General features: G+C 56.4%; 13 protein-coding genes. 1 reads left to right on the top strand and 12 read right to left on the bottom strand.

Annotated features, from left to right (window positions below; genetic code table 11):
• Positions 1-89: 89 nt before the first annotated feature.
• The 4 genes from ACR0DU_RS20765 to ACR0DU_RS20750 all read right to left on the bottom strand — a co-directional run bounded on the left by ACR0DU_RS20765 (position 90) and on the right by ACR0DU_RS20750 (position 9,720).
• Positions 90-3,272, bottom strand: a complete 3,183-nt coding sequence (locus ACR0DU_RS20765) for a VWA domain-containing protein (RefSeq protein WP_480522614.1) — start codon at positions 3,270-3,272, stop codon at positions 90-92.
• Positions 3,269-6,517, bottom strand: a complete 3,249-nt coding sequence (locus ACR0DU_RS20760; protein WP_480522612.1) for an ATP-binding protein — start codon at positions 6,515-6,517, stop codon at positions 3,269-3,271. Before ACR0DU_RS20760 ends, ACR0DU_RS20765 begins: the two co-directional genes overlap by 4 nt.
• Positions 6,518-6,956: 439 nt before the next feature.
• On the bottom strand, positions 6,957-7,778 hold the full coding sequence (locus ACR0DU_RS20755) for an ankyrin repeat domain-containing protein (protein WP_480522610.1): 822 nt from the start codon (positions 7,776-7,778) through the stop codon (positions 6,957-6,959).
• A gap of 451 nt (positions 7,779-8,229) precedes the next feature.
• Entirely contained in the window at positions 8,230-9,720 is a 1,491-nt protein-coding gene (locus ACR0DU_RS20750) for a hypothetical protein (RefSeq protein ID WP_480522608.1), read from the bottom strand.
• A 94-nt stretch (positions 9,721-9,814) separates the two neighbouring features.
• Here ACR0DU_RS20750 and ACR0DU_RS20745 point away from each other — a divergent pair, with 94 nt between their 5' ends.
• Positions 9,815-10,732: a LysR family transcriptional regulator gene (locus ACR0DU_RS20745; protein ID WP_480522606.1), complete on the top strand. Its 918-nt coding sequence runs from the start codon at positions 9,815-9,817 to the stop codon at positions 10,730-10,732.
• An 11-nt stretch (positions 10,733-10,743) separates the two neighbouring features.
• Here ACR0DU_RS20745 and ACR0DU_RS20740 read toward each other — a convergent pair whose 3' ends face one another.
• From ACR0DU_RS20740 to ACR0DU_RS20705, 8 genes are all read right to left on the bottom strand, one after another.
• Entirely contained in the window at positions 10,744-10,923 is a 180-nt protein-coding gene (locus ACR0DU_RS20740; RefSeq protein ID WP_480522604.1) for a hypothetical protein, read from the bottom strand.
• The gene (locus ACR0DU_RS20735; protein WP_480522602.1) at positions 10,920-15,065 is read right to left on the bottom strand and encodes an Eco57I restriction-modification methylase domain-containing protein; all 4,146 of its coding nucleotides are present in this window, start codon (positions 15,063-15,065) and stop codon (positions 10,920-10,922) included. The genes ACR0DU_RS20740 and ACR0DU_RS20735 overlap by 4 nt, the downstream gene beginning before the upstream one ends.
• 411 nt (positions 15,066-15,476) lie before the next feature.
• Entirely contained in the window at positions 15,477-16,019 is a 543-nt protein-coding gene (locus ACR0DU_RS20730) for an RES family NAD+ phosphorylase (RefSeq protein WP_480522601.1), read from the bottom strand.
• Positions 16,016-16,366 carry a hypothetical protein gene (locus ACR0DU_RS20725; protein ID WP_480522599.1) on the bottom strand — a complete coding sequence of 117 codons (351 nt, stop codon included), beginning with the start codon at positions 16,364-16,366 and terminating at the stop codon, positions 16,016-16,018. Before ACR0DU_RS20725 ends, ACR0DU_RS20730 begins: the two co-directional genes overlap by 4 nt.
• A 321-nt stretch (positions 16,367-16,687) precedes the next feature.
• Complete coding sequence (locus ACR0DU_RS20720; RefSeq protein WP_480796170.1) at positions 16,688-17,725, bottom strand: helix-turn-helix domain-containing protein; 1,038 nt, start codon at positions 17,723-17,725, stop codon at positions 16,688-16,690.
• Positions 17,726-17,965: 240 nt separating this feature from the next.
• On the bottom strand, positions 17,966-18,979 hold the full coding sequence (gene repB / locus ACR0DU_RS20715) for a plasmid partitioning protein RepB (protein WP_480522595.1): 1,014 nt from the start codon (positions 18,977-18,979) through the stop codon (positions 17,966-17,968).
• A complete protein-coding gene (gene repA / locus ACR0DU_RS20710) occupies positions 18,979-20,163 on the bottom strand; it encodes a plasmid partitioning protein RepA (protein WP_480522593.1) in 1,185 nt (394 codons plus the stop codon). Before repA ends, repB begins: the two co-directional genes overlap by 1 nt.
• A 430-nt stretch (positions 20,164-20,593) precedes the next feature.
• Positions 20,594-21,649 (bottom strand): tyrosine-type recombinase/integrase, encoded by a 1,056-nt coding sequence (locus ACR0DU_RS20705; RefSeq protein WP_480522591.1) that lies wholly within the window; start codon positions 21,647-21,649, stop codon positions 20,594-20,596.
• Positions 21,650-21,654 lie beyond the last annotated feature (5 nt).

The raw sequence follows: 21,654 nt of genomic DNA, 5'->3' as shown, positions 1-21,654 counted from the left end.
GGTAGATGGCCCAAACAGGCCAATGCTCCAGCAACGCTACTCGTGCGTCTGTGTCGCATGCGGAACGGAGCCGCTCGGTAAAACACCATCTACCGGATCTCCGTGGTGCCAGTTGCGATGACACAGTCGAGATGCTGCTCGAGACGTACGGACACCCCAACAAGGCCGGGCAAGCCAAAGCCTGCGCTGAACGCCTCAATCCCGGCGCGGGTTGCGCGGCCTGCGAGCCCATCGGCCGGACCAACGTTGAACCCCAATGCGTTGAGCTTCTGTTGAACGCGGCGCACTCTGTCAGCTTCCGAGCCGGCAATCGCGGCAGCCCCGCAATTTGGTTCCAGGCGTGGCGGCGTGACGCCAGGCGCATAGGCCACCAATTTCGGACCGCTTGGACCTGTTTCGATGTCGACCCATGTGTCCATGTTGCCGGAGATCTCGATTGCGCCAAGAGATTTGCCCCCGCTGAGCCGTACCTCAAAGCGCCCTGACGGAACGGAGATGCCGTCTCCTCCGATACGCCCTTTTGCGACGACGATGCCCTCTTGATTGACGACGTCGACATCCGCCGAAAAAGCCGCCTGCAGTGCGTTGGCAAATGCTGCGCTGCCTCGGGCATCCACAAAAGTGCCGCCACCGGCGCGTGCAATCTCGGCGATATTCGCGCGGTCGGCGTCGGTGTTTAGGTCAAACCCGATGAGGTTCATTTCGATATCGCCAGAAGCTTGCGCTCGCACATCCCGCATGACGGCTTCTGGATTGGGAGCGCATTCTTCAATGCCATCTGTGATCACGATAATGCGTGTACCAGCTCCCGCGTGCACCGTTTTTGCGACCGCCGCGATGCTTCCAATGAGGGGGGTGGTCCCCCCGCTTGGCTCGAGCCCGGCCACCAGTCCCGAAACAACTGCCTTTTTCAACGGGCCGGGCGGAATTGGCGTTTCAATGTCGGTGCAGGCGGTGTCTTTTCCGGCACTTTCCGGGATCCGATTTCCATACACCGTAAGGCCGAACTCAATTCCTTCAGGTAGGCTTCCAAGAACCTGATTTAGGACGGCTTTTGCAGCATCGATGCGCCGCTCGCCATGCGCCATAGGGCGTGCCATCGACCCAGACATGTCAAGGATCACGTGGACGGGCGTGGCAGTTTCTGGTGATAGCACCGGGTTTGCAGCCCTTACACGCAGTGTTCCAGGAATAATGTTGAGTTCAGTGCGCAACTCATAGGGCACCGGTGCGGCCATTACCTCCCGGAGGGTGTCGTAGAACCGGGTCAGATCTTCGGCCCCTGTCGCATAAAAGCTGCGGCCACCTGTCATCACCGAGAGACCACGAAAGACGTTGCGACCCGTTCCAACGGCTTTGAACTGATATCGGTTTACCTCCTCGCCCATGGCAATGCTGTAGATTGGGATAGAGAGGTCATTGGCGCGTTGAAGAATTCGGGCGCGTGTTACCTCTTTCTTGCTGGCGGAATCGATGCCATCGCCGATCAGTAAGATGGCTTTGCTCCCGTCCTGGGCGGAGAGGATATCGAGCGCGGTATCCAAGCCCTCGTGGAGTTTCGTCGCTCCGTCGGCAATGATGCCTTCCCGTAAAGCAGCCAAAAGTCCGTCATGGCCTTGGCCGGGTGCGACGGTCACGACCTCGTCGGAAAAGCGAACCAAATGCAGTCTTTGTCCCGCTGGGGCGCTCTGGACATAGGTTTCGAGTGCGTTTTGCAACGCGCGTTCCGAGCCCTCAAGGCTCCCGGAGGTGTCATACACAATGGCCACCTGACTTGCCTGAGCCGTCAAGGACACAAAATCCGGCGCATCGGGGGGAAGGAGGGCGAAGCGTTTCGAGCCATCCGGACCTACCGCTCCGGCGACACCGCTGTGTGGTCGGCCATCGCGCCGCCAAAAGCCAAGGGACTGAACAATTTGATCTGACGACGCGACCGTGAGGATTGGAACGCCGGTATCTGCGTGCGGCAACGCAAAAATATCCGTGTCCCCACCACTTACAAGACCGCGAATCACGTCGTTTGTGTCCAGCATCTGCGCGTTTGCAAATTTGTCGTTGGGTTCGATTTCATCCGGACCGGCACGCTCTTGCGCTGGGATCTGGGCATCAAGCGTTATGGATGGTGTCGAGCGTTGCCGTAAAGAGAGCAGGTCGGACGCGCCTTCCATCACAGCGATTTTTCTGATCGCGAGCTGATCGGCCCCGCCTTCAAAGACAAGCCGAAGGTGCCTGAGTTTCTGACCAACTGGAAATCGAACCACAGGGTTCGTGGCGAGGGGCGCAAGAACGGCAATGCGTTCAAAGTCGACCCCTTGCGCTTGGTCTGACACATCAAGCGCTATCCGTCCCGGCAGCCCGGTTCCCGGAGCGAATTCGACGACAACATCGCTGACGAAAACCTGCTCATGGGGGCCAAAGGCCAGAACGACATGTTTTGGGTCTGGGCCTTTCTTGGTGATCCAGGCGCGATTGTCTTGTCCGGTGAGCGCGAACACCGGCGGGTTTTTCTCAAATCCGCTGAACGAGACAACCTGCGCCCCGGCCGACGGTTCGGCCAGATCCCACGCCTGGTCTTCGACAAGTGACGTGGGGGTCGCGTCGTCCTCCCACACTTCGATATTGGCCATGGTCGGTGGCTCATCCAAGTGCGTGCCCAAAATTTCAATCCGAACAGCCTGAGCCCGTGTCCCGGGTCTGAGCGGAATAAGGTTCCTTTGCGCCGTCTTCGGAAGCGTCACCTCCAAGATTTGCTCATAGGCCTGGCCCTCTCCGGGTTTGACCCAGACGCGAACCAGACTGGGAAACCTGAACCATGGGAAAGGTGCAGTCTTCCCAACGCGCGTGTCGAGAACGATCGCGCTGAGATCGGCGATCCGCCCGTCTCGAAATTGGACGGAAATTGCCGGGGCAGCATCCCCTTTCTCGGCACCCCACCCACAATGCACGCATTCGCGGGTGCCGATGCTTTGTTGGTATATAGAGGGCAGCCCGTCGCCGAGGTTCGCCGAAGACCAGGCATCGTTTTCTTGCGAGGAAGACGTGGTGACAACGCCACCATAGGCGCGTGTCGCGAGATCTCTGATGTGATGGGGTGCTTGCCACGTGGCATAGTCTGCACCCCATTCTGAGACGTCCGGGCCGGACCCGCCTTCGAGAACCGAGGTGGCGTCGAGAGCCTCAGGATTGGCCGAAGCAGCTCCGGCGCTTAGTGTCAAAGCGAGGCCCAAACTGGCCAGACAGCGAAACGTTGTACGGAGGAAGTTGACGCTCACAGCTGGCCCTCCGCGTAGCGACGGTTGTTCTTCAAGAGCCTACTGTCGGGAACTTCGAGAAGACCCATGTCGTAGATGCCGATCGCCTCTTGCCAGGCTTCTGCGTCAAATTTGCTCCGGGCCCATCGATCATAGATGATCGCTTTTAAGTCTGCCGAGAGCGTGTCGGCGAGCACAGGGGACACGTCATGGATGAGCGCAAGTGCGCCCTCCGGATCAGCGCGATCGACGAGGTCGGTTGCTGCGCGACCCAGCACGTTCTCTAGGACGTCTTGAAGCGATTTTGTTCCGGGAAGAATGTCCTCCATGCGCGTGACCTCGGTGACGAAGAGAGACGCGCCCCCTTCCGTCAAAGCGCTGTGTGACCACTCTTGGAAAACGAATGGTACATTGCGCTTTAGGTCCCGCGCATCGGGTGCGATGGCCAGACCGTCAGCATAGGCTGTCAGCGCCTCTTCCCAGCGCGCCTCGTCAATCGCCTTAGACGCGGACCGGACATACAAGGTCACCAAGAGCTCGCCCGCCTCTTCCTGGCTGAGCACGCGGCGCGCTTGGCCGACAGTGTTTTTGGCGGCCTCGAAGTCACCGGTTTCGACGTGTTGAGCAATCATCCGGTTGAGCGTCGTCACACCCATCCCCGCGACCTTCTTGTCTTGCGGAAATAGACGGAGGAGCTGGTCCATCGCTTCAGCGACACCCGCCGCGCTATCACGTTGCGCCGCAGAGCGGGTCCATTCTTGCGCGATGTAGGCGATATTTTGTGAAAAGAGTTTTGGATCCCCAAGTTGCATGCGACCGGCGTGGTAAATCTCAGCTGCGTCTTCCCAGTTTCCAGCATCCATTGCGTCGCGCGCTCTGTAATCAAAGATCACGGTCTGGAGCTCCTGGTATGTCTCCAGACGGGTCAAAAGTTGCGCGCTCGCAAGGATCTCTTCCGCCGAGCCAGTATCACCGGAACGCAGTGCTGCGTTTACTTGACGAATGATCTCGTCCTCACCGAACCCCGGGTCGACGGCAAAGTCTGGAAAGAGCGCCCTCAGGGTTCGTTGGACCGCCTCAAGTGCGGCGACACCGCCCTCTGCATTTGCCTGGCGCTGCCACTCTTGGGCCACGTAGCGTGCATTTCGCGCCAGGCTCTTGCTGTCCGGAACCGCTTTGCGGCCTTCCGCATAGATTTCTGCGGCAGCAGCCCAATCCTCGGCGTCGATGCGGGCATGACCATAGGCCTCAAAGGCAAATGCCGTGAGCTCATTCATTTGATTCGGGCCAACAATTTCGCCGACTTGCGCAACGTCTGCCAATGCCGCCTCTAAAGTGACCGTTTCTATCCCGGCGCGAATGTGGCGCCGCAAAAAGGTCTCCGCGATCTCGTCTAAGTTGGTGATGTCTGGCACCGCGCTTTTGACGCTTTGAAGCGCATCCAGCCCCTTGGGAAACCCCTCAGCCTTTGCCCATTCCTGCGCAAGATATCGCGTTGCACGTGCGATATTGCGATCGCCTGGATAGGCCAAAGATCCGGCCTGCAATACCTCAAGGGCGTTGGGGAAGCGGCCTGCATCCAATTCCGCGGACGCCCATCGTTGATAAACCCCGCCCCGCCATTCACGTAGATCCCCAAGGGATTGAGGATCCAAAAGCGCGTCGGCGGTTAACGTTGCATCAAGCGCCCCTTGCCAGTCGCCCGCATCGATAAAGTCTTCGGCCGGCCGCGTGAAGACCGCCGCACGCAGCCCGTCAAAGGTGTCCCGGTCGATCTCATCGGCTGCCGTCGCCAAAATGTCGAGCGCGGCTTCCGGGCGCCCCGCATGTGCCTCCGCGAACGCCCAACGTTGCCAAATGGCCTTGCGCGTTGCGGCCAGCCCGCGATCTTCCGGCGCAAGTCGGGCGCCAACAGCCGCGACCTCGGTGGCGTCTTCCCAGTTCCCAACATCTGCGAGCGACGTGCTCCATCGGCCCAACGCCGCAAGGGCATTGGTCGCCGCCGAAGCGAACTCGGGATCCAGGCTCATCGCCCGAAAGTTTGCAAAAAGCGCGTCTTGGTATCGGCCAGCGCGGAGGTGTTCAACGCCATGGTTGTAGTAGATCAATGCCGCCAAACCGGCCGCCCCGATTTCCCGGCGTTTCGATTTGTTTGACTGCGGGATGTAGCGAAACCCGGTTAGGTTCTCAAAGTCCGCGACATTTTTTCGTCGCGGGTCAAAGCCCTCGGCCGTTGTTGTCTCAACGTCCATGTGGTTGAGGCCATCGTAGACGATCGAGAACGCATGATCCGGGACCTCGATCGCGCGTATGTCAAATCCAAGACCCCCAGCGACCGCGTTATAAAGCACAGCCGACGAAACGCAGTTGAACACGCCATCGTCCAAGACCCCCGAGAGGTTCGTTTGCGCTTCGCGGTACCCGCCCTGGAAGGCGCGGGTGTGAAGCCATGTGAGGAGTTGCGCGCCGCTCTCACGACGTGGGGCAGAGAGGTCCAAGACGGATTTCGCTTCCGCTGTTAACGCGTTGACGCGCGCAATGTAGTCTGAGCGCGTGGCGCCGTCCATTACGCCGGATGCCAGAAGGGCGATCTCCATAAATTCGGCGTTGGTCAGGTTACCTTCCCCCGCACGTGCAAAAATTGCGGCTTCTTGCGCTGTGAGTTTGAGATCCGCAGCGCCGAGCGTCTGCATTTCAGCCACAATCTCGAGCGCGGTGATCGGCGTTTCACCGAAGGCATAACGGGTTTCTGGAAAGCCCTCCTTGCCGCCGATGCTGAGGTCCGCAAGCGCAATTTCTTCTGCGCCCCGTGCCGGGTAAAGCCGCACAAGCAACCAATCCGCCGCGCCACTGCCGAACCGGGCCTTTTGCACGGGCTTCAAGGGATCGATGGTCTCGGCTCTGAGGGAGGAAAAACCTGAAGAGGCTGATGCGGTTGACGCAAGGATGTCAATTCGGGCAGGGGCCGGTATTCTGGCATCGTTGGAAAGTGTCAAAGAGAATGTCTCCGGCGCCACGGTTCCGCGCTCAAAGGCAAAGAGCAAGTCGATGGGCATCCCGTCCACGGCCTCAAAGACGGCGACCGTGCCGGCGTTGCCGTCGATCAAGTTGGCAACCAGCGCCCCGGTGTCTTCTCCGGCGCGTGCCAAGCTGTTTTCGACCGTCGCCAGCGCAAGCAAGTTGGCTGGTGCTTCCGCCAACGCAAAAGTGGAGACCCCTGCAAGCAGTCCACTTAAAACAAGTACCGAATTGGCTTTGCCAAACATCTCGCGCCCTCACATTTTCCAGCTTCCAACGGAGCTGATCTTTGCCTGAAACACCGTAGCAGACGGACCTCGTCAGCGGTATCTGTCGAAAAAAAAGAAACGACATCTGAACTGTCGAAGACTTGCATTAACGTCGGTTTAGGAGAATGAGATCTCTTCGCCGCGCGATCTAGGGGTCGAGTGCGGCTGAGTGCTAAATCCCCCTTTAAGCAGTTTTTCGGTGATGCCGCCGTTCGTTTATTGCGCGGCGGATTCAAGGAGATAGCCCAACTTGCGCCTTGGATTTCTCGCTGCGTGCGCGCGCAACGCGAGATTTTCTGCAAAAGCGTAGTTTCACACGCTGTCTTGCAGCGACAAAATCGGCCATTGGTGCTGATCGCAGCGAATATCGAGCGGCCAAAGAATCGGATGCGGACGGAGCCGTCGTTCGTGCTTCGCGTCAATCAGACAAAGTTGCGAGAAACGCAACCAACGACGCGCGATCGTCTTCATTGGCAAACCCAAGCATCACTTTTTTGGTCCCCGGTACAAACTGATACGGGCTTGCCAGATAGTTGTTGAGCGCATCCGCGTCCCAAACCGTATCCAAATCGCGCAGGTAGCTTGAGTATTCAAAGGTCGGGTCTGATGCAGTGGCCTTTCCAAAGATGCTCCACAGATTTGGGCCGTTGTCACCCAACGACAGGGACCTTGAGGGGACCCCGTGGCAAATCTCGCATCCTTTTGCCAACTGTGCCCCTCTAACATGGTCGGCGCCTTCAATTGCATTTGCGATTGAGGGAAATTCAACCCGGCGTGGAGCCCCTGCTTCGACCAGTATATTGGCTATCTCCAAATTTCCGGCTCGGAGGGCTTGATGCAATGGTGTGGAAATATAAGGCTCATAACTTGCAGGGTCTGCACCCGCTGCAATAAGAACCCGAACCACCTCTGTGTGACCGTAGGCCGCTGCATGATGCAGTGCCGTTCCCACAGTATAGGCACCATTCTCTTGGTAGAAAAAGATTGTGGGGTCAGCCCCTCTCGCTAGAAGCTCCTTCACAAGATCTACGTGGCCGAATTTCGCCGCCACAAATAGAGGAGTTACGCCGGGGGCGCTGGTCATGCTGGTGCTGCGAATTTCCAGCGGGACACCTTTATCTAGCTCAGCCAGAACACCCTCAATGTTTCCATTCTTGGCATGCAGATGGATCATCTCGGCAAATGCGGGTGGTGAAAAGGCCGTAAAAATCAGGCACGCTGCAACAATTGATCGGATCATTGAAGCCTCCCGCCACAATTCTCTGACCGTAGGCGCAGAGAGGTTTCGCCGCAACCAATCCACTCAAATCGTCGACGGTTGCAAAAGGCTCACAGTCACCCGCTGCTCATACAACAAGCACCTCAGTGAAAGCGCTACGGAACCGTCCATCTGCAGATTTGGCCAAACCTCTGAGCTTGTGTCGTCTCGTTCAAAGCGCGGCCGTTCGCATCTCAGGAGCTGACGTTCGCGCCAAAAGCGGCGAAACCGGGCCGGGAGCCCCATATCTCCCGAATGGTGCGCATTGTGCGAATGGCGCCATTGAACTATTTTGCCTATACTGCGCGGGCAGCCCCGCGTGGTTTTCGCTTTGAAGCTACTTCCAGACTTTACGAGGACGTCGCTTTTGGAGCGGACCCAAAACGCGGGCCTTCAAGGTATCCAATTGGCAATTGGTCACGACCGCTCGGCTTCAGTTTCCTGATGCCTCAGCAATCCCTGCAATTGAGCGACGACGATTAGGAGAAATTGCCAAGGCAGCTTCGTAAGCGGCGACGGCCGCGTCTGTCTCACCGAGCAAACGCTGCATATCTCCGAGCTGTTCACGCACCGGCAGGACATGGCTTGGAGTGACGGGTGCCTTTCCGACCGAATCCTCCGTTTCTGCGGCAGCTTCCATCATGGAACGCGCGGCTGGATCACCGGCTTCATACGCCTGCCACGCCTTGATGGCACCACTTTGCGCATTCGCAAGAGTCACCCAGTAGTTCATCCCACGCTCGTCCATGATTGCGGTGAGATCGGAGAGCCGAGCGAGTGCGGCTTCAACCCCTGGAACGTCTCCGCTTCGCGCCGCGCCCACACCCTGCGCAAACGCAACGATGGCGAGTGCATGCGGGTATCGGCCCCATTCAAGTTCTTGATAGGGAATGTCAGGAAGTGCTGCTGCTGCCTCCCAGTCTTCCTGTTCCAACGCAAGCCGAGCCGGGGCCGCCGCTACGGCATACGCGGTTCCAAAGACATCCTGCATGTCTGGTGTATTGAGCAGCGTCGCGACCGTTTCGGTGGCCTCCTCCACCTCTCCCAACTGCAACAGCGCATAAGTCAGGTAGTCCAGCGCGTGGGGATAGTGGTCGGACACCGTCCCGTCGATCTTCGGCTGCGCAAGCACGGCGGCGGCGGATCTGCGGTTGAGGTCTGCGGCCTCATCCCATCGACCAAGCCGGGTCATGATATGCGAAGGCATATGAAGTGCATGCGGGTTTTCAGGTGCGAGTTCCAGGTATGCCTGAACGAACGGAAGGGCAGCTTCGGCCAGGGGCGGGTGATCGTAGGCGTGAACGAGATAATGCAGGACCCCGGGATGCTGAGGCACGCGTACGTTCAGGTCTTCCAATAGCGCACCGGCCTCACGCTGACGCGCTAGCGTTCGATCGCTTGGGGGCGCGACCGCCAACATGGCCAAAGCGGCAAAAGCTGCGGCATCAGGATTGTCGGGAAAGTCCGCATGGATTTGACGTTGCGCGTCTGACCAAGCGGCCTTGCGTTCGGGATAGGTGGTAAGAGCCGGATCATAGAATGTTGCGGCGGCGGCGACGTAGGCCTGTTCCAACGCGGTCCCCGCATCGAGACTTGCAGCCCGATCGATTGCCGAGAGGCCTTTTTGGAGTTCAGGAGGCGATTGGATGCCAGGCCAGAGCGGATGGAAGTTGCTCATGGCAATGCCCCATTGAGCCATTGCACAATCAGGGTCAGCTTCAGCAGCAGCCTCGAAGCGGGCGTTGGCCATGCGATACATCATGTGATGCAATAGCAAGGTGCCTTCGGTAACGGCGTCGTGCGCTGCCGAACTGCAACTCGTTGGGAAGTCAATTTCGCCCAAGCGGGATGTTTCGGCTTGCGCCATGGCGCTGGTGGCCAACGGGCCAAGGACCAGCGATGCAATCAAAATGGGGTGTCTCATAATTTGCCTCCTCGTCGCGAGGAGACAGGGTAGAGAAATCTGGCGCCACGATTTATGCTAAGATTGAATTACATTTATCAGAAAAGCCGATCAAATGGACAAACTGACTGCGATCAAGACCTTTGTGGCAATCGTCGAGCATGGCTCTCAGACTGAAGCAGCACGGCGCTTGGGTCGATCGCAACCGACAGTCGTGAGAAGCCTTGCGGAATTGGAAAAGTCCTTGGATGTAAAACTAATGGCGCGCACCACGCGGCAGTCGGTTCTGACGCTTGAGGGCGAGCAGTACTATCACGATTGCAAAAGGCTCTTGGAGGGATTGGATACTTCCGAGGAACGAATTAAGGAAATTCAGAAAAGTGCACGCGGGCAGATCAAACTCACAGCGCCAGTTGAATTTGGCAACTTGGTTTTGGCACCGACACTTCTTGCTTTGCAATCTGAGTTTCCGGAACTTCGCCTCAAAATTGATCTGACGGACCAGCCGCTTGATCTCGTAGGCGGAGGATACGATGCCGCCGTCAGGATCGGAGAGTTGCCAGATAGCGGGATGATTGCTCGAAAGGTGGGCAAAATGCCGTCTTTCGTATGTGCAGCGCCAGTCTTGGTCGAACGCCTGGGCGTACCTGAAAATCCACAATGCTTAGCCAACCTGCCATGCGTGGGGATCGACATTGCCAAAAGGCGATTTGGCCTAGAGTGGAAATTTGATGAGCTCAGGGGATCACCCGTCGTGGTGCGTCCTGACCCAGGATTTGTGTGTGATAGCGTAGCGCTAGCGCGAACTGCTTGCCGAGCGGGTTTGGGCTATGCGGCATTCTTCGGCTACCAAGTGGTCGAGGACTTGCGCGGCGGTACCTTGGTCAAGGTTATGGAAAGCGGAAACCCCGAACGCGCCGTAAATCTGCTCTGGCCTCCCCGCCAACCGATGCCAAAACGGGTGCGAGCAGTTCTGCAGCGGATTGAGATTGGAATAAGGGACGAGCTAGCAAGAATGCGGACCTATTGGTGATCTCTTAGCGGCTATCCACCCTCAAGCTCCTGCTGGTTCGACCGCTTCACCAGAATATCGACAAGCCCCTTCTCGGCTGATCCCGCTTCGATCGCCTGGATAGCATTCACGATGGTCTCGACAAGCGGGGTGTATATGTTTGTTCCCGAACGAATGTTCTCGACCGCCCGTCTGACATTGACGTTGCTCATAGCTTAATCTCCGCGTCCGGGTTTCCGGCGGCGAGCGCGTTCATGTAGGCGAGGCACAGATCACAAGAGCGGTATTTGCCGCCATAGGCGGCTTTCTCTTCACGCTCGACGATCGGGAAGGTCGAGTAGATGTAGCGGATGTCATCTCGGTCGGTGATGCCATAGAGGTGGAAGAAAACGGCATCGAGTTTGGCGCGCAACACAAGGCGGCGCTCTTTGTCCCAAGTGAAGGGTGGTTTCACGGTTCCGTCCTCGTCCACATGCCCCATGTCCCGTGCAAATGGTTCCATGTCATGGGCAGTGTAGGTGAGCTCAAGAACAGACTGCCGGACAACCTCGGCCGCGCTCTTCGCTCCGAAACGTACGCTGCCGAATTTGCTCGGTGCGATCACTGGAAGCTGTTCGACGATGTACCAGTTCAGGTGCGTGCTTTGAGCTTTCTGCCTGGTCACGTAGTCCAATGAGATCGCGCCAAGATTCCCCAGGAGAAGCGCTTTGTTTTCGGCCCGCTGTTCTTCATCATTCCAGAGGATCAGGGGGGCTGTATTCCCGACACCCGCTTTCGGGATTGCTGCTGCTATCATCGTTCGTGCATCGGTCGCCCTAGCGATATCCCGAAAGGCGATCATCCATTCAACGCCGGACGGCAGATCGGCCTCGCTTTCCGGCACCCAATATTGAGGAGTGGGAACGAAGTCCGGATCGGCCTTTTGCTCTTCAGTCACCGCTCCGCTCAGCGCCGCGTTGTGCAGATTTGACTCGTTCACTTCAACCGATGCCGCACGATGATCGAATTGATGAATCATTCGCCCGACATAAAGAGGTAGCCAATTTCCTGAAGCGCTTCCAAACGTGTTGCCGCCGAGAGGGTACGCACCCTCCTGATCATCGAGCTCCATGCGAGTGCGAAACAGGTTAGAGTCGTTCGTCATGTCTAGCATGCGCAGGTATTGCACGGGCCATGTTTTCACTTCCGTGCCGGAAGACCTATCGACCAAGGGCACAGCATTGCCATAGATGACCGTCGTCAGATCAGCATCACGCTTCGATCGGAAAATCGGCGCAGTGCCTGTGTTCGGGTTCACACGCGCGAAGTCCTCGGCGTTGAGGGAGAAGCATGTGTCTGGGTCTGCAAGCTCGCTCACCGCTTGTAGGAAAAACGCGCAGCGCGCGGCCTCTTCCGTTGGTGACGGACTTGCCACGAACGCGCAGAACTTGAAGCGGCTGTCCACGTCCTCGAAGAAAGGCTTCAAATCATAACGTGTGCGCCGGTTCTCGAAGTCATAGAGTGACTTCAGTCGCCCTTCCGTCGCCACGCCTTTGAAGAACTTGGCGGCGGTCTTGTCTGATGCGATCCCGGATGGGACGAGCAGACCAATCAGTCCGTCTTGCCTCACCACGGTCGTGGCACGCTCGACGAAGAGCGAATAGAGGTTCACGTCACCACCGGAAAGTAAGGGGTAATCCCCGCCCTTCCGCGCCATGCGTGTGCCAGCCTCTGCACGCTCTGACGCCTTAGCGTAGTCCTGTGCCAAGGGATCGCCCGCTTGTTCGAGAGCGTTGATCATCTTCTTTCTGTCAGCCGCGCGTGCGGCCATGGCGATTTCAGGGCGGCGCTCGGCAAACCACTCGACCTGTTGCAGCTTCATTCGATCCCATGGCGGGTTGCCGATCACGGCATGAAACCCGCCGGTCAGCTCGTCTTCTTCCCAATCAGACCAGATGCCCGGGAAGGTCACTTGCCAATTGAGGAAGTTTTCCTCTGCAATGAGAACCTGCGCTTGCGCAAAAATACCAGAAAACAGATCGAATTTTTCAGCGGCGCTCATGCGCCCTTTGAGGGTCTCGTCTGCAGCCTTTGCCTTGGGTCTAGTAAGTTTTTGTTTGCCCAAGACGATATCGAGGGGATCACCAAACTCGCCATCGAAGAAAGCTTGCATCGCAATCTTCTTTTCCTTGCCCCTAATGTCGAGCCAGTCGATTGCATGAATCAGTTTTAGAAGCGCATCGAGCGGCGCGGTCATGTCCTCGATCTCGGCAAACACGTCAGCCGATCGGTGCGCTTCGGCAATTTCGGCGTCTGTCAGCCCCTCGACGATCTGCATTTTGGACGCTGCCCGCAGGGCGCGCTTCATGGGCTCATGCAGCAAGAGCGGCGTGCCGTAGGTCGCGGCCTTGTCGATACCCTTCTTCACCCAAGAACCAAAGAGGCTGTCGCCACAGCGAAGATGGTGATCGAGGAAGGATAGCGGCGCTCCAACGGTGAAAGTGTGCAACCACAGCGCCACCTTGGCGAGCTCCACAGCCATCGTGTTCTTGTCCACACCGTAGATGCAGCGCTTGAGCACCATACGTCGAATGATGTGGCGATCGTCGAGCTGTTCCTCGTCGATCGTCCAATCCCGTTCGTCGGCATTGGCAAGGATGGTGTTGCGGATCGTGTCGATCCGCTCTCCTAATGGGGAAATGTAGTCGCCCCATTCCTCGGGCGTGTCGAGCTCAGCCTCGGCCATGGCGGTGATCACCTGGTCGGCCATAAAATCGACAAGACTAACAAGGAAGTGGCCGGAACCCATAGCAGGATCGCAGATTTTCAGGTCAAGAAGCGCGGTTGCAGGATCGAGACGCTTGAGCTGGCCGATCTTGCGATGGTCGGGTAAGTCCCCCTGCCCCAGCTCTGTGATCTTGTCCCGAAATGCAACCTTGCGCTCTTCGACAAGCGGCTCTAGGGTCTCGGTCAAGATGAGCTGCACCAGGTCGTCGGGTGTGTAATAGCTGCCCGATCCCTTGCGCGCGAAGATGTTCGGCTGAACGGTGATGTCTTCGCCATCGCGCGTCACCTCGTATTCGAGAAGCCGCTCATAGATCGAGCCAAGTTGTTGGACCGAAAGGTTGCGGTAGTTGATGTATTTTCGGCCCTCGGGCGTCACCTCAAACGATAGGGCGTCGATCACGCGCGCCATAACCGCATCGGAGATGCGGATGTTGGTCAAGATCGCATGCCGCTCCTGGTCGAAAAGACCGCCATTATAGGGTGGCAAGCCGATCGAGGCGTCTCCCTTGTCAATTGCAATGAACAAATCGGCCATTGCGCCCCAATAGCGCGCGGCGGTTTCCGAGAAGACATCGTTCTTGTCTTTGCGTTCTTGGACATCAAGGCGCACCTTGTTTCGTAGCCCGTAATCGTCATAGCGAGTGTCTTTGACAGGCAAGAGGTCACGGTCTTCGGCGTACAGGATAAACAAGAGACGGTAGAGCAGGATTAGTGCGGCTTCGCGCACTGCCTGTAAGTCGGCCACAGGCGCGGCCTTGACGATCGCGCGCACCAGATCCGGGAATACTTCCCCGAAAACCTTATTGGACAAGTCTTCCGCAACGCGCTGTTCGTAGAATTTCCCCTCTTCGAGCGCCTTTTCGTGGAACGTGCGAGGGTCAGCACCCGCTGGGACAAACGCCTCGCGCCGGAAGATCAGCAAAAAGACTTTCAACCAGTGAAGACGATCGGCCTCATTGAGGGCAAAGAGCCCGTCAGAGTGCCCTGGCAGGTCGAGGATCGCGGCAATGTCGAGCTCGAAGAATTGCTCAGACACAGACCGCGCACCTGAGAAGTAGAGCCGCCATTTAGAGCCGTTGGTAAGAATGCCCCAACGGAGCGTGCCACCCGTGATGTCGTCGATGCGACGCAAGTAGCGGAGCATCTGGGTTGACGGGGCGGTTTCCTCTCCACGCCGTCCAGAGCGGCGATCAAGGGGACGTGCCCATCTCTTGGATTCGACCACGGCGCGGCCGAACTCGTAGCGCTTCCACTCTTCAGGAAAGCTGTTCGCCTTGGCTTTCGTCTCTGCGCTATCGAAGAGCAAACCATCGGGCACGTCTTCGCGCCCGCGCGGTGATAGATTTTGCTGACGAAGGGATTGAGTCCAGCCAAGCGCTTCAAGGATCGGCCAGATCAAATCATCTTCGGTCTGGCTTTCATTGGGTGTCTGGGAAATCGGGAAACGCTCGAAGACTAACCGAAGAGACGCGCCGAACTGGTCGAGATCAGCATCGCTAAGGATATTCCACTCGGAAACGCCCTGAATGGTATCGGTCAAAAAATCGGATGTAAACAGGCTGCCCTGGCTTGCGATTTCACTGCTCAAATCGATACTTCCTAGTGTTTTCTCGAAGGGTAACAGTTGTTCGAATGACGTGCAGCAAGAATGTGGCTTGATCGGGTTTCAAAAGTCTGCTTTGGCCTAGCGTCGCGTTCATATCGCGAGAGCAAGAAGATCCGCGATCCTGAAGAACTGTCGCGAAACAGGACTGAACTCGTTTCGTGGCGTTGAAGGTCCGCTTTCGCGGTTTCTGAAAGCCCTCGCCGCAGAGCGGCGAATTCACACTTTCCGCCCGATTCTTTGGAAAAACAGTATGTTGCGAGCGCAGCGCAGGTACATCTACGATCTTCCAGCACGATCCGCGCCCGTTTTTTTACGCTAAGCTCTTTTCAGCCTATCAATGGAATGAGCGGGTTTTCGGGCCATAGTAAAGCTCTTGTCATTAGGGACCGAGATTCATTGCCAAGATACATCACTGTTCGGTAGATCATCACGGTGAAGGACCATCACCGCATTTGGTCGACTGGACGGCAAATCGTCAACGGCATCCCAGCCCCAAAGAACGAGGTTTATGTCATCAGGCGTCGCCCCCGACGCGAAACTGTTCACTAGGACACCTGAGTAGCCATCGCCCTTCAGTCTGTCTGCAACAACGTGGGTTGATGGAACCAACCCTTGGTGCATCTCGGATTCCCAGTTGTCATTGGCGATATCCTCCCATGAGATGCCCAATGCCTGCCTGGTATCCCGGCTGGTTAGATCCACGATATGATGGCAATCAACCGCTAGAAAATAAAATGTATAGGGTTCTTGGTTCAGGCTGAAACGCACCTCGCGCGCGGCTGTTTCATGTGACAGCGACGTATAGAGCGCTGGTTGCCCAATTGGGTTGAACCGCCCACCCCGTCTTGCAGCCCCCTCCCCCGATGTCGGCAGATACGACCAGCGCGGTTTGGCGGCACGGATGACAGTACGCTGCACCCGGATGGCATGCTTCAAGCGTAACCGCCTTCTAATCGCCGCAGAATATGGGACTTCAAAGCAGCGTTTTCTCCGTCCTTAACGATTTCCTCGGGCGTACGCCCGCCAAAACCCACAATGGGTTCAGACCGATACCAGGCATAGGCCATGAGCGAGCTTCCAACAGCCGGTGCGACGGTATTCAGAATCTCGACCAGATGACGCAAGGACGTCTGGACTGAGACAGAAGCTACGCGCTTCCGCCGAGACAAGGATTCCGGAGAAATGCCCAAAGTCTCACCAATCTCGCGTTTGGTGGTTTTCAGATGCCGGGCCAGACGATCCGGTGAGATCATCCTGTCTTCTACAAGATCACGTAATTCCATGATGGTCACTCCTGTTGCCACAATATATGGACCAATTTGTTGACAATCAAGGCTGTCAGATCCTTTGCGCAGCGTTTCGTGGAGAAAACTCAAGCTGCCTACCCGCTAAATCCTCCATAGAAACTGCATTGAAGATGCAACTCCCCTGCCCTAGTGTTTCCAATCAGTCCTGGGACCTAAGCCGTGGCCGATGCTTCGAGTATCACGTTCGAGCGATTGACTGCACTCCGACAAACCGTGTCTTAATTAGTATCGCATTTGAAGTTGCACAGCTCTTCGTAAATCCAGAGGAGATGATGGACATCTGTCCTGTAAGACGCACTACGTAGTTTTGAGATTCTTTAACCCACCCTGCCTAGTTTTTAGAGGTATTAACATTGCCGTTGGCTCCATGTCTCCCCGATCAATCTTGCTCATGATCGATGTCAGGTACGCTCTGTGGCTTTGAATTCCCTCAACACGTTGCAAGATATAACCTAAGACCATGAAGCGTATTGCTGGTCCATGTGATGATTTCATTGCATACCAGGTCTCTCCAAGCAGCATGTGGTCAGCTAACTGGTCCATCAGTTGATCACAATGCGCTTGGTCTCGTGCAAACCTCAATTCTGAACATAACCGAGGAAATGCCTGCTCCATTTGATCCTGGGTCACCTGAATCTTTGAGTAATCTTCTTTTCTACTATTATGACTCAGTAAGTGCTCTTTGTGCCCCTCAATTTCGGTGTCGCCATCCCTCAATTTGATGGCCTCGCAGGTTTCTGATGGGCAGTTTTCCACAGAAACACACTCATTGATTTCGTCCAGCAGTCCCTGGAGAACGTCCTGTTGCGGTCGACGACGAAGGATCAACCGCGCCCGAACGAGTAGGTCTTGAACACCATCTGAGATGGCGTCCTGAAGTCGGGCCAGCGCTAGTGTGCATTCATCCCGCAGAATCTGAAGGGCTTCTTGTGCACGACGATACTCGCTAGCAAGGGCTGAGAACTCCGCATGACGGGTTGCCAGTGGTAGTAGCGACAGCCCGCTGACCAGCATCACCTGCCCTGCTCCGTCTCGTCTGCACCACCTTTTGCCGTTTGCGGCGGTAACGCGTAGAATGATACCCAACTTGATCAGTTTCGAGACGTGGCGCTCCACTGTTTGAATACTCACGTGGGCTCGCTCGGCTATTGCAGCATTGCTAGCATAGGCGATGTGATGGTCATCGGCCATTTTGCTTACACGATCAGCTGACATAAACGAAAGTAATGCTCGCAAAATAGAAATGCTCGTAGCCTTCAGCCCAAGCTGTTCACGAGCTTCTTCTATAGCACGGAGCTGCATCCACTTTGGCGCACTACTTCCCTGTCCGGCCAACGACCCGACTGCTCCTGTTGGAGCGCAATTTGTTACTGTCCTCATAGCTTTTTGTCAGCAGACAAAGAAATATCGCCCACCCAAGGGTGTTTTTTCTTGTGTGGTGATTCGGGAGGAGCTAAGTTCAAGTTGCTAGACAAGATTTGGTCCTCGGGAGCATCACCGCTTTCGGGGGCTATTTCTTTCTACCTTTTCTCCTTTGCTCGCTTGCCTTTGATTTTGTTCACAGCTGTGAACTCCTTACTTCCGTCCGCTTACTGCCTCAAAGCGGTCTCGGAATTCTTTCATTAGTGTTTCAATGTTCTCATCCAACCAATCTGAGAAGCCGGGGGCTGCACTGTCGTTAATACTGATGTTCAGCCCTGTGGCCCCTTGTTTAACAGTTGCTAGGCCTTCTCCGACGATTCTGGGGTTTGGTCTGGGTGTTTCGGATTTCCTCTTTATGTCATCAAGTAGTGCCAAGAGACGTTCATCTGAAGAGGAGCTGGGAGGTAGCTTCTCCAGTTCCCGGAGTGCGTTGCGAGGTGTGATCAACTTTTGATCCAAAGCATCAACCAAGATCATCCACTTGGTGCGACCGAAGCCCGGCGCAGCCCCAATAGCATCACCCAGTTCGCGCGGTATTGACTTCGTAATGCGCTCTAGGTTGGACAACCCAGACTTTGTCAGAGACATGATTGTTATGACCTCTGACCTATTTTTACCTGAAGCAATGATGTCGGTAGCAAAGCGCGCGCGCTCATAGAATGTGAGGTCCTTCCTGGACGCATTTTCAAGGGCTTTGGCGATCAGGGCCTTGTCATCATCGAGGTCGACAACGTTAGCCTTAATCTTAATGTTTTCATCCGGGTAGGTTTCTTTTAGGTAGCGGCAGGCAGCCAGTCGACGTCGACCAAAAATGATCTGGTAGCGCCCGGTTCGACCAGGTTCATGACGCACCTGAATTGGCACTTGCTGACCGTTCTCTCGTATGCTGTCCGCCAGTTGCTCAAGTGAATGGTTTGGGACGTCACTGTCGTCGTCAGTTCTAGAGTTCACAGCTGTGAACTTCTCAAGCCGGTCCTCCACTCCCCAGTCATCGATAAGATCGGGGTCTATCTCATCAATAGCGTTATACGTGTCCTCAATGAATTGCAGACCCGGCGTGATTGGTCGGGCAGGGGAGGGGGTCGCGTCTTTGACCTCAATAGTAGCTTGCTCTGCGATTTCCATCATGCTGGAATGACGCTTTCTTGCTCTACGCTCCTTCGCCATCAGATGCGCCCCCATGCTTCAAGAACCATGTTTTCTACTTCTTTACCGACGGCATCCATCGAGGTCTTGGCTCGGTCGTAAGTTGCTCGTGTCAGGTCAGACCTGTTCAGCTCATAGATTGATTGCTGAAGCATGGCTGCATCACTAATGGCGGTACTTTTTAGGCTGGTCGCAGTCATTACTCGCTCTTGAAAGAGGGCACGCATGAACGCAACAATTGTTTGAGATGGTGTATCAACAGGCTCGTCCCGCGTAACCAAGAGACGGTAGTTATCATAAACAAGTTTTGCTCCGCTTCTTTCAATTACCTCCATGTACGAGGAAGTCATTTTGAGAAACTGCGCGGTGGACGCGACATCGAGCATCGAAGGAGTTAGTGGTACAATCACTGACGTTGCGGCCGCCATACCACCCATTGTGATAAAACCAAGGCTGGGGGGGCTATCGATCAGAACCACATCGTAATCGGTCTCCACCGACATGATGGCGTCGTGAAGGCGCGCAAAGAAGGGGTGCTGCTTGCTGTTTAGCTTTGCCGACTCTGCCTCAAACTCAGACAGCATCAGCCCGCCTGGCGCGATCGAAAGGCCAGGAAAGTAAGTTTCTCGGATGACTTCCTTCATCGAAATCGGATCATGGTAAGTGATCGCGTCGTAGACGGTATCAATACTCTCATCCAGCTCGGTTTGAAGGCCGCACATTGCTGAAAGCGAAGCTTGAGGATCGAGGTCAACACAAAGTACCCTGAAGCCTTGCAGTGCGAGGTAATGCGCAAGGTGAATACATGTCGTGGACTTGCTGGAGCCACCCTTGAAGTTCATCACCTGAATTCGCTGCAGTGACTCGCCTTCGCGACGCCGCGGAACGTATCGTCCTGGAGTTTTACTGCGGGCTTCTAAAAGCTGCCGCAGTTCCCAAACTTCCAGACCTGTATAATACCTGCGACCGTGATTGATTTCACTGGCCTCGGGAACGGCGCCTTCCACAGTCGCTTTGCGAAGATACTGGTGGCTGATGCCAATCAGATCGCAAACTTCTTGAGCTGGGAAAAGGCGCAGCTGCTTTGTTGAGTCTGGAGCATAGGCCGCAAGAAGGTGTTCTTTGATTGCGAGATTCAGTCGACTACTGATCTCGCTGCTGATATCAACTGGGGAAGTTGATGCAATGGGTGTGGTTGGTATCATGGTTACATCTGTATGCTCGAATTGGCGATTTACGCTCTACCACCACAGAGACCTGATGAAATGATTCAAGTCAACCTTTTTTTATATGTAGAGTAGGGGGATGTGAGTCCTACTACATGTTGACATGAAAGTTCACAGCTGTGAACTTTTTGCCGTGAGACGAATTGCATGCCTTTTTTGAATGACCACGTCGCATCCCGTGTTCTCGAGAGCCTGTCAGATTAAGGACCAGTGGAGTGCAGAGTGACTCCATAAACTCTGGAAAAGTTGGAAGCCCCGTCAGCTAGTGGATTGGTCTGGGGACTCATCGCGATGTGTCGAGATATGTTTCCGCACTGGCCACACTAACGGATGGGGTAGGGGACAAGACATAGGCATTGCAACCAGAGTATCCCTCAAGCCTGGACTTCTTCGAACAATCAGTAAGCATTCACCCCAACAGATCCGCCGCCGGGTTCTCTGCTATATCGACATCATCGTAATATTTCTGCGCCTGCGCCATGGAGCGGTGCAGCGAGAGGCGCATGGCGGCTTGGATCGGGGCGCCGTCCAGCGCGGCCTGGGTCAGAAAGCCCGAGCGTAATCCATGCGGTGAGGCAAACCCCTGAGGCAGCCCGGCCAGTTTCAGGCGGTGTTTGACGATCTGCGCAATCGCATCCGGGCTGAGGCGACGTTTCAGCACCCGGTCGGCTTTGGAGATGGGGCGGAACAGGGGGCCATCCTCGATCCCGCCAACCTCGATCCAATGCACCAAGGCTTGCGCGGCGCGGCCCTTTAGCACCAGTCGCGGGGTTTCGCCCTTGGCTGTGGTCTTGGTCTCCACCAGCGAGAGCCAGACCAAACCTTCTTTTTCGAACGCTTTCAGGCTGACATCCTCGCGCATCAGCGCCGTGATTTCCGACCGCCGCCGCCCACCGCTGGCCCAGCCCAACATCAGGATTGCCCGATCTCGACAATCACGGCGCGAGCCGCGACAGGTGGTTAGCAACTGTTCCAGCACATCGCGGGTGATCGGATGTTGCGATTTTGGAGTAGGGGGCCGGGCGGCGGCGCGTCGCGCCTTGGCGCGGGCCTGTTTCACCTGTGGCGCGTCGAAGGGGGAAGGGAGGTTCTTCATCCGGTGAAAGGCCAACCAGGAGGCGATGCGCCGGTCCAGCGTTGACGGGGCCGGACAGGCCAACGACTTGCGCAGCCCTTGCGCGATCAGTGCCTCTGCCACCTGTCGTGCAGTGTCGTCTTCCGGGGCATCGTTCAAATCGCGGGCGTGATCGAGAATGAAGGCGAGGGCGGTGGCCTCGGATTCCGGCCAGTCCAACGCCGCACCGAACCGCGCAGACTTCCAGGCGGTGACATAGAGCAAGTCGCGCTCATAAGCGCGGAGCGTGTTTTCCGGCGTGCCGCGCACATAGAGATCGGTGAGCGCGTCCTGGTCTGTCTGTGACAGGGCAGGGGAGACAGTGGGGAGGTATGGGGCAGGGGGCTTCATGTGTC

It is taken from the genome of Ruegeria sp. G2, from assembly GCF_056533505.1.
This window is presented reverse-complemented; position numbering and strand designations above follow the sequence as displayed.

Coding starts and splice junctions, on each gene's coding strand:
- ACR0DU_RS20760 (WP_480522612.1), bottom strand. CDS start 6,517: ATGTTTGGCAAAGCCAATTCGGTACTTGTTTTAAGTGGACTGCTTGCA.
- ACR0DU_RS20755 (WP_480522610.1), bottom strand. CDS start 7,778: ATGATCCGATCAATTGTTGCAGCGTGCCTGATTTTTACGGCCTTTTCA.
- ACR0DU_RS20750 (WP_480522608.1), bottom strand. CDS start 9,720: ATGAGACACCCCATTTTGATTGCATCGCTGGTCCTTGGCCCGTTGGCC.
- ACR0DU_RS20745 (WP_480522606.1), top strand. CDS start 9,815: ATGGACAAACTGACTGCGATCAAGACCTTTGTGGCAATCGTCGAGCAT.
- ACR0DU_RS20740 (WP_480522604.1), bottom strand. CDS start 10,923: ATGAGCAACGTCAATGTCAGACGGGCGGTCGAGAACATTCGTTCGGGA.
- ACR0DU_RS20725 (WP_480522599.1), bottom strand. CDS start 16,366: ATGGAATTACGTGATCTTGTAGAAGACAGGATGATCTCACCGGATCGT.
- repB (WP_480522595.1), bottom strand. CDS start 18,979: ATGGCGAAGGAGCGTAGAGCAAGAAAGCGTCATTCCAGCATGATGGAA.
- repA (WP_480522593.1), bottom strand. CDS start 20,163: ATGATACCAACCACACCCATTGCATCAACTTCCCCAGTTGATATCAGC.
- ACR0DU_RS20705 (WP_480522591.1), bottom strand. CDS start 21,649: ATGAAGCCCCCTGCCCCATACCTCCCCACTGTCTCCCCTGCCCTGTCA.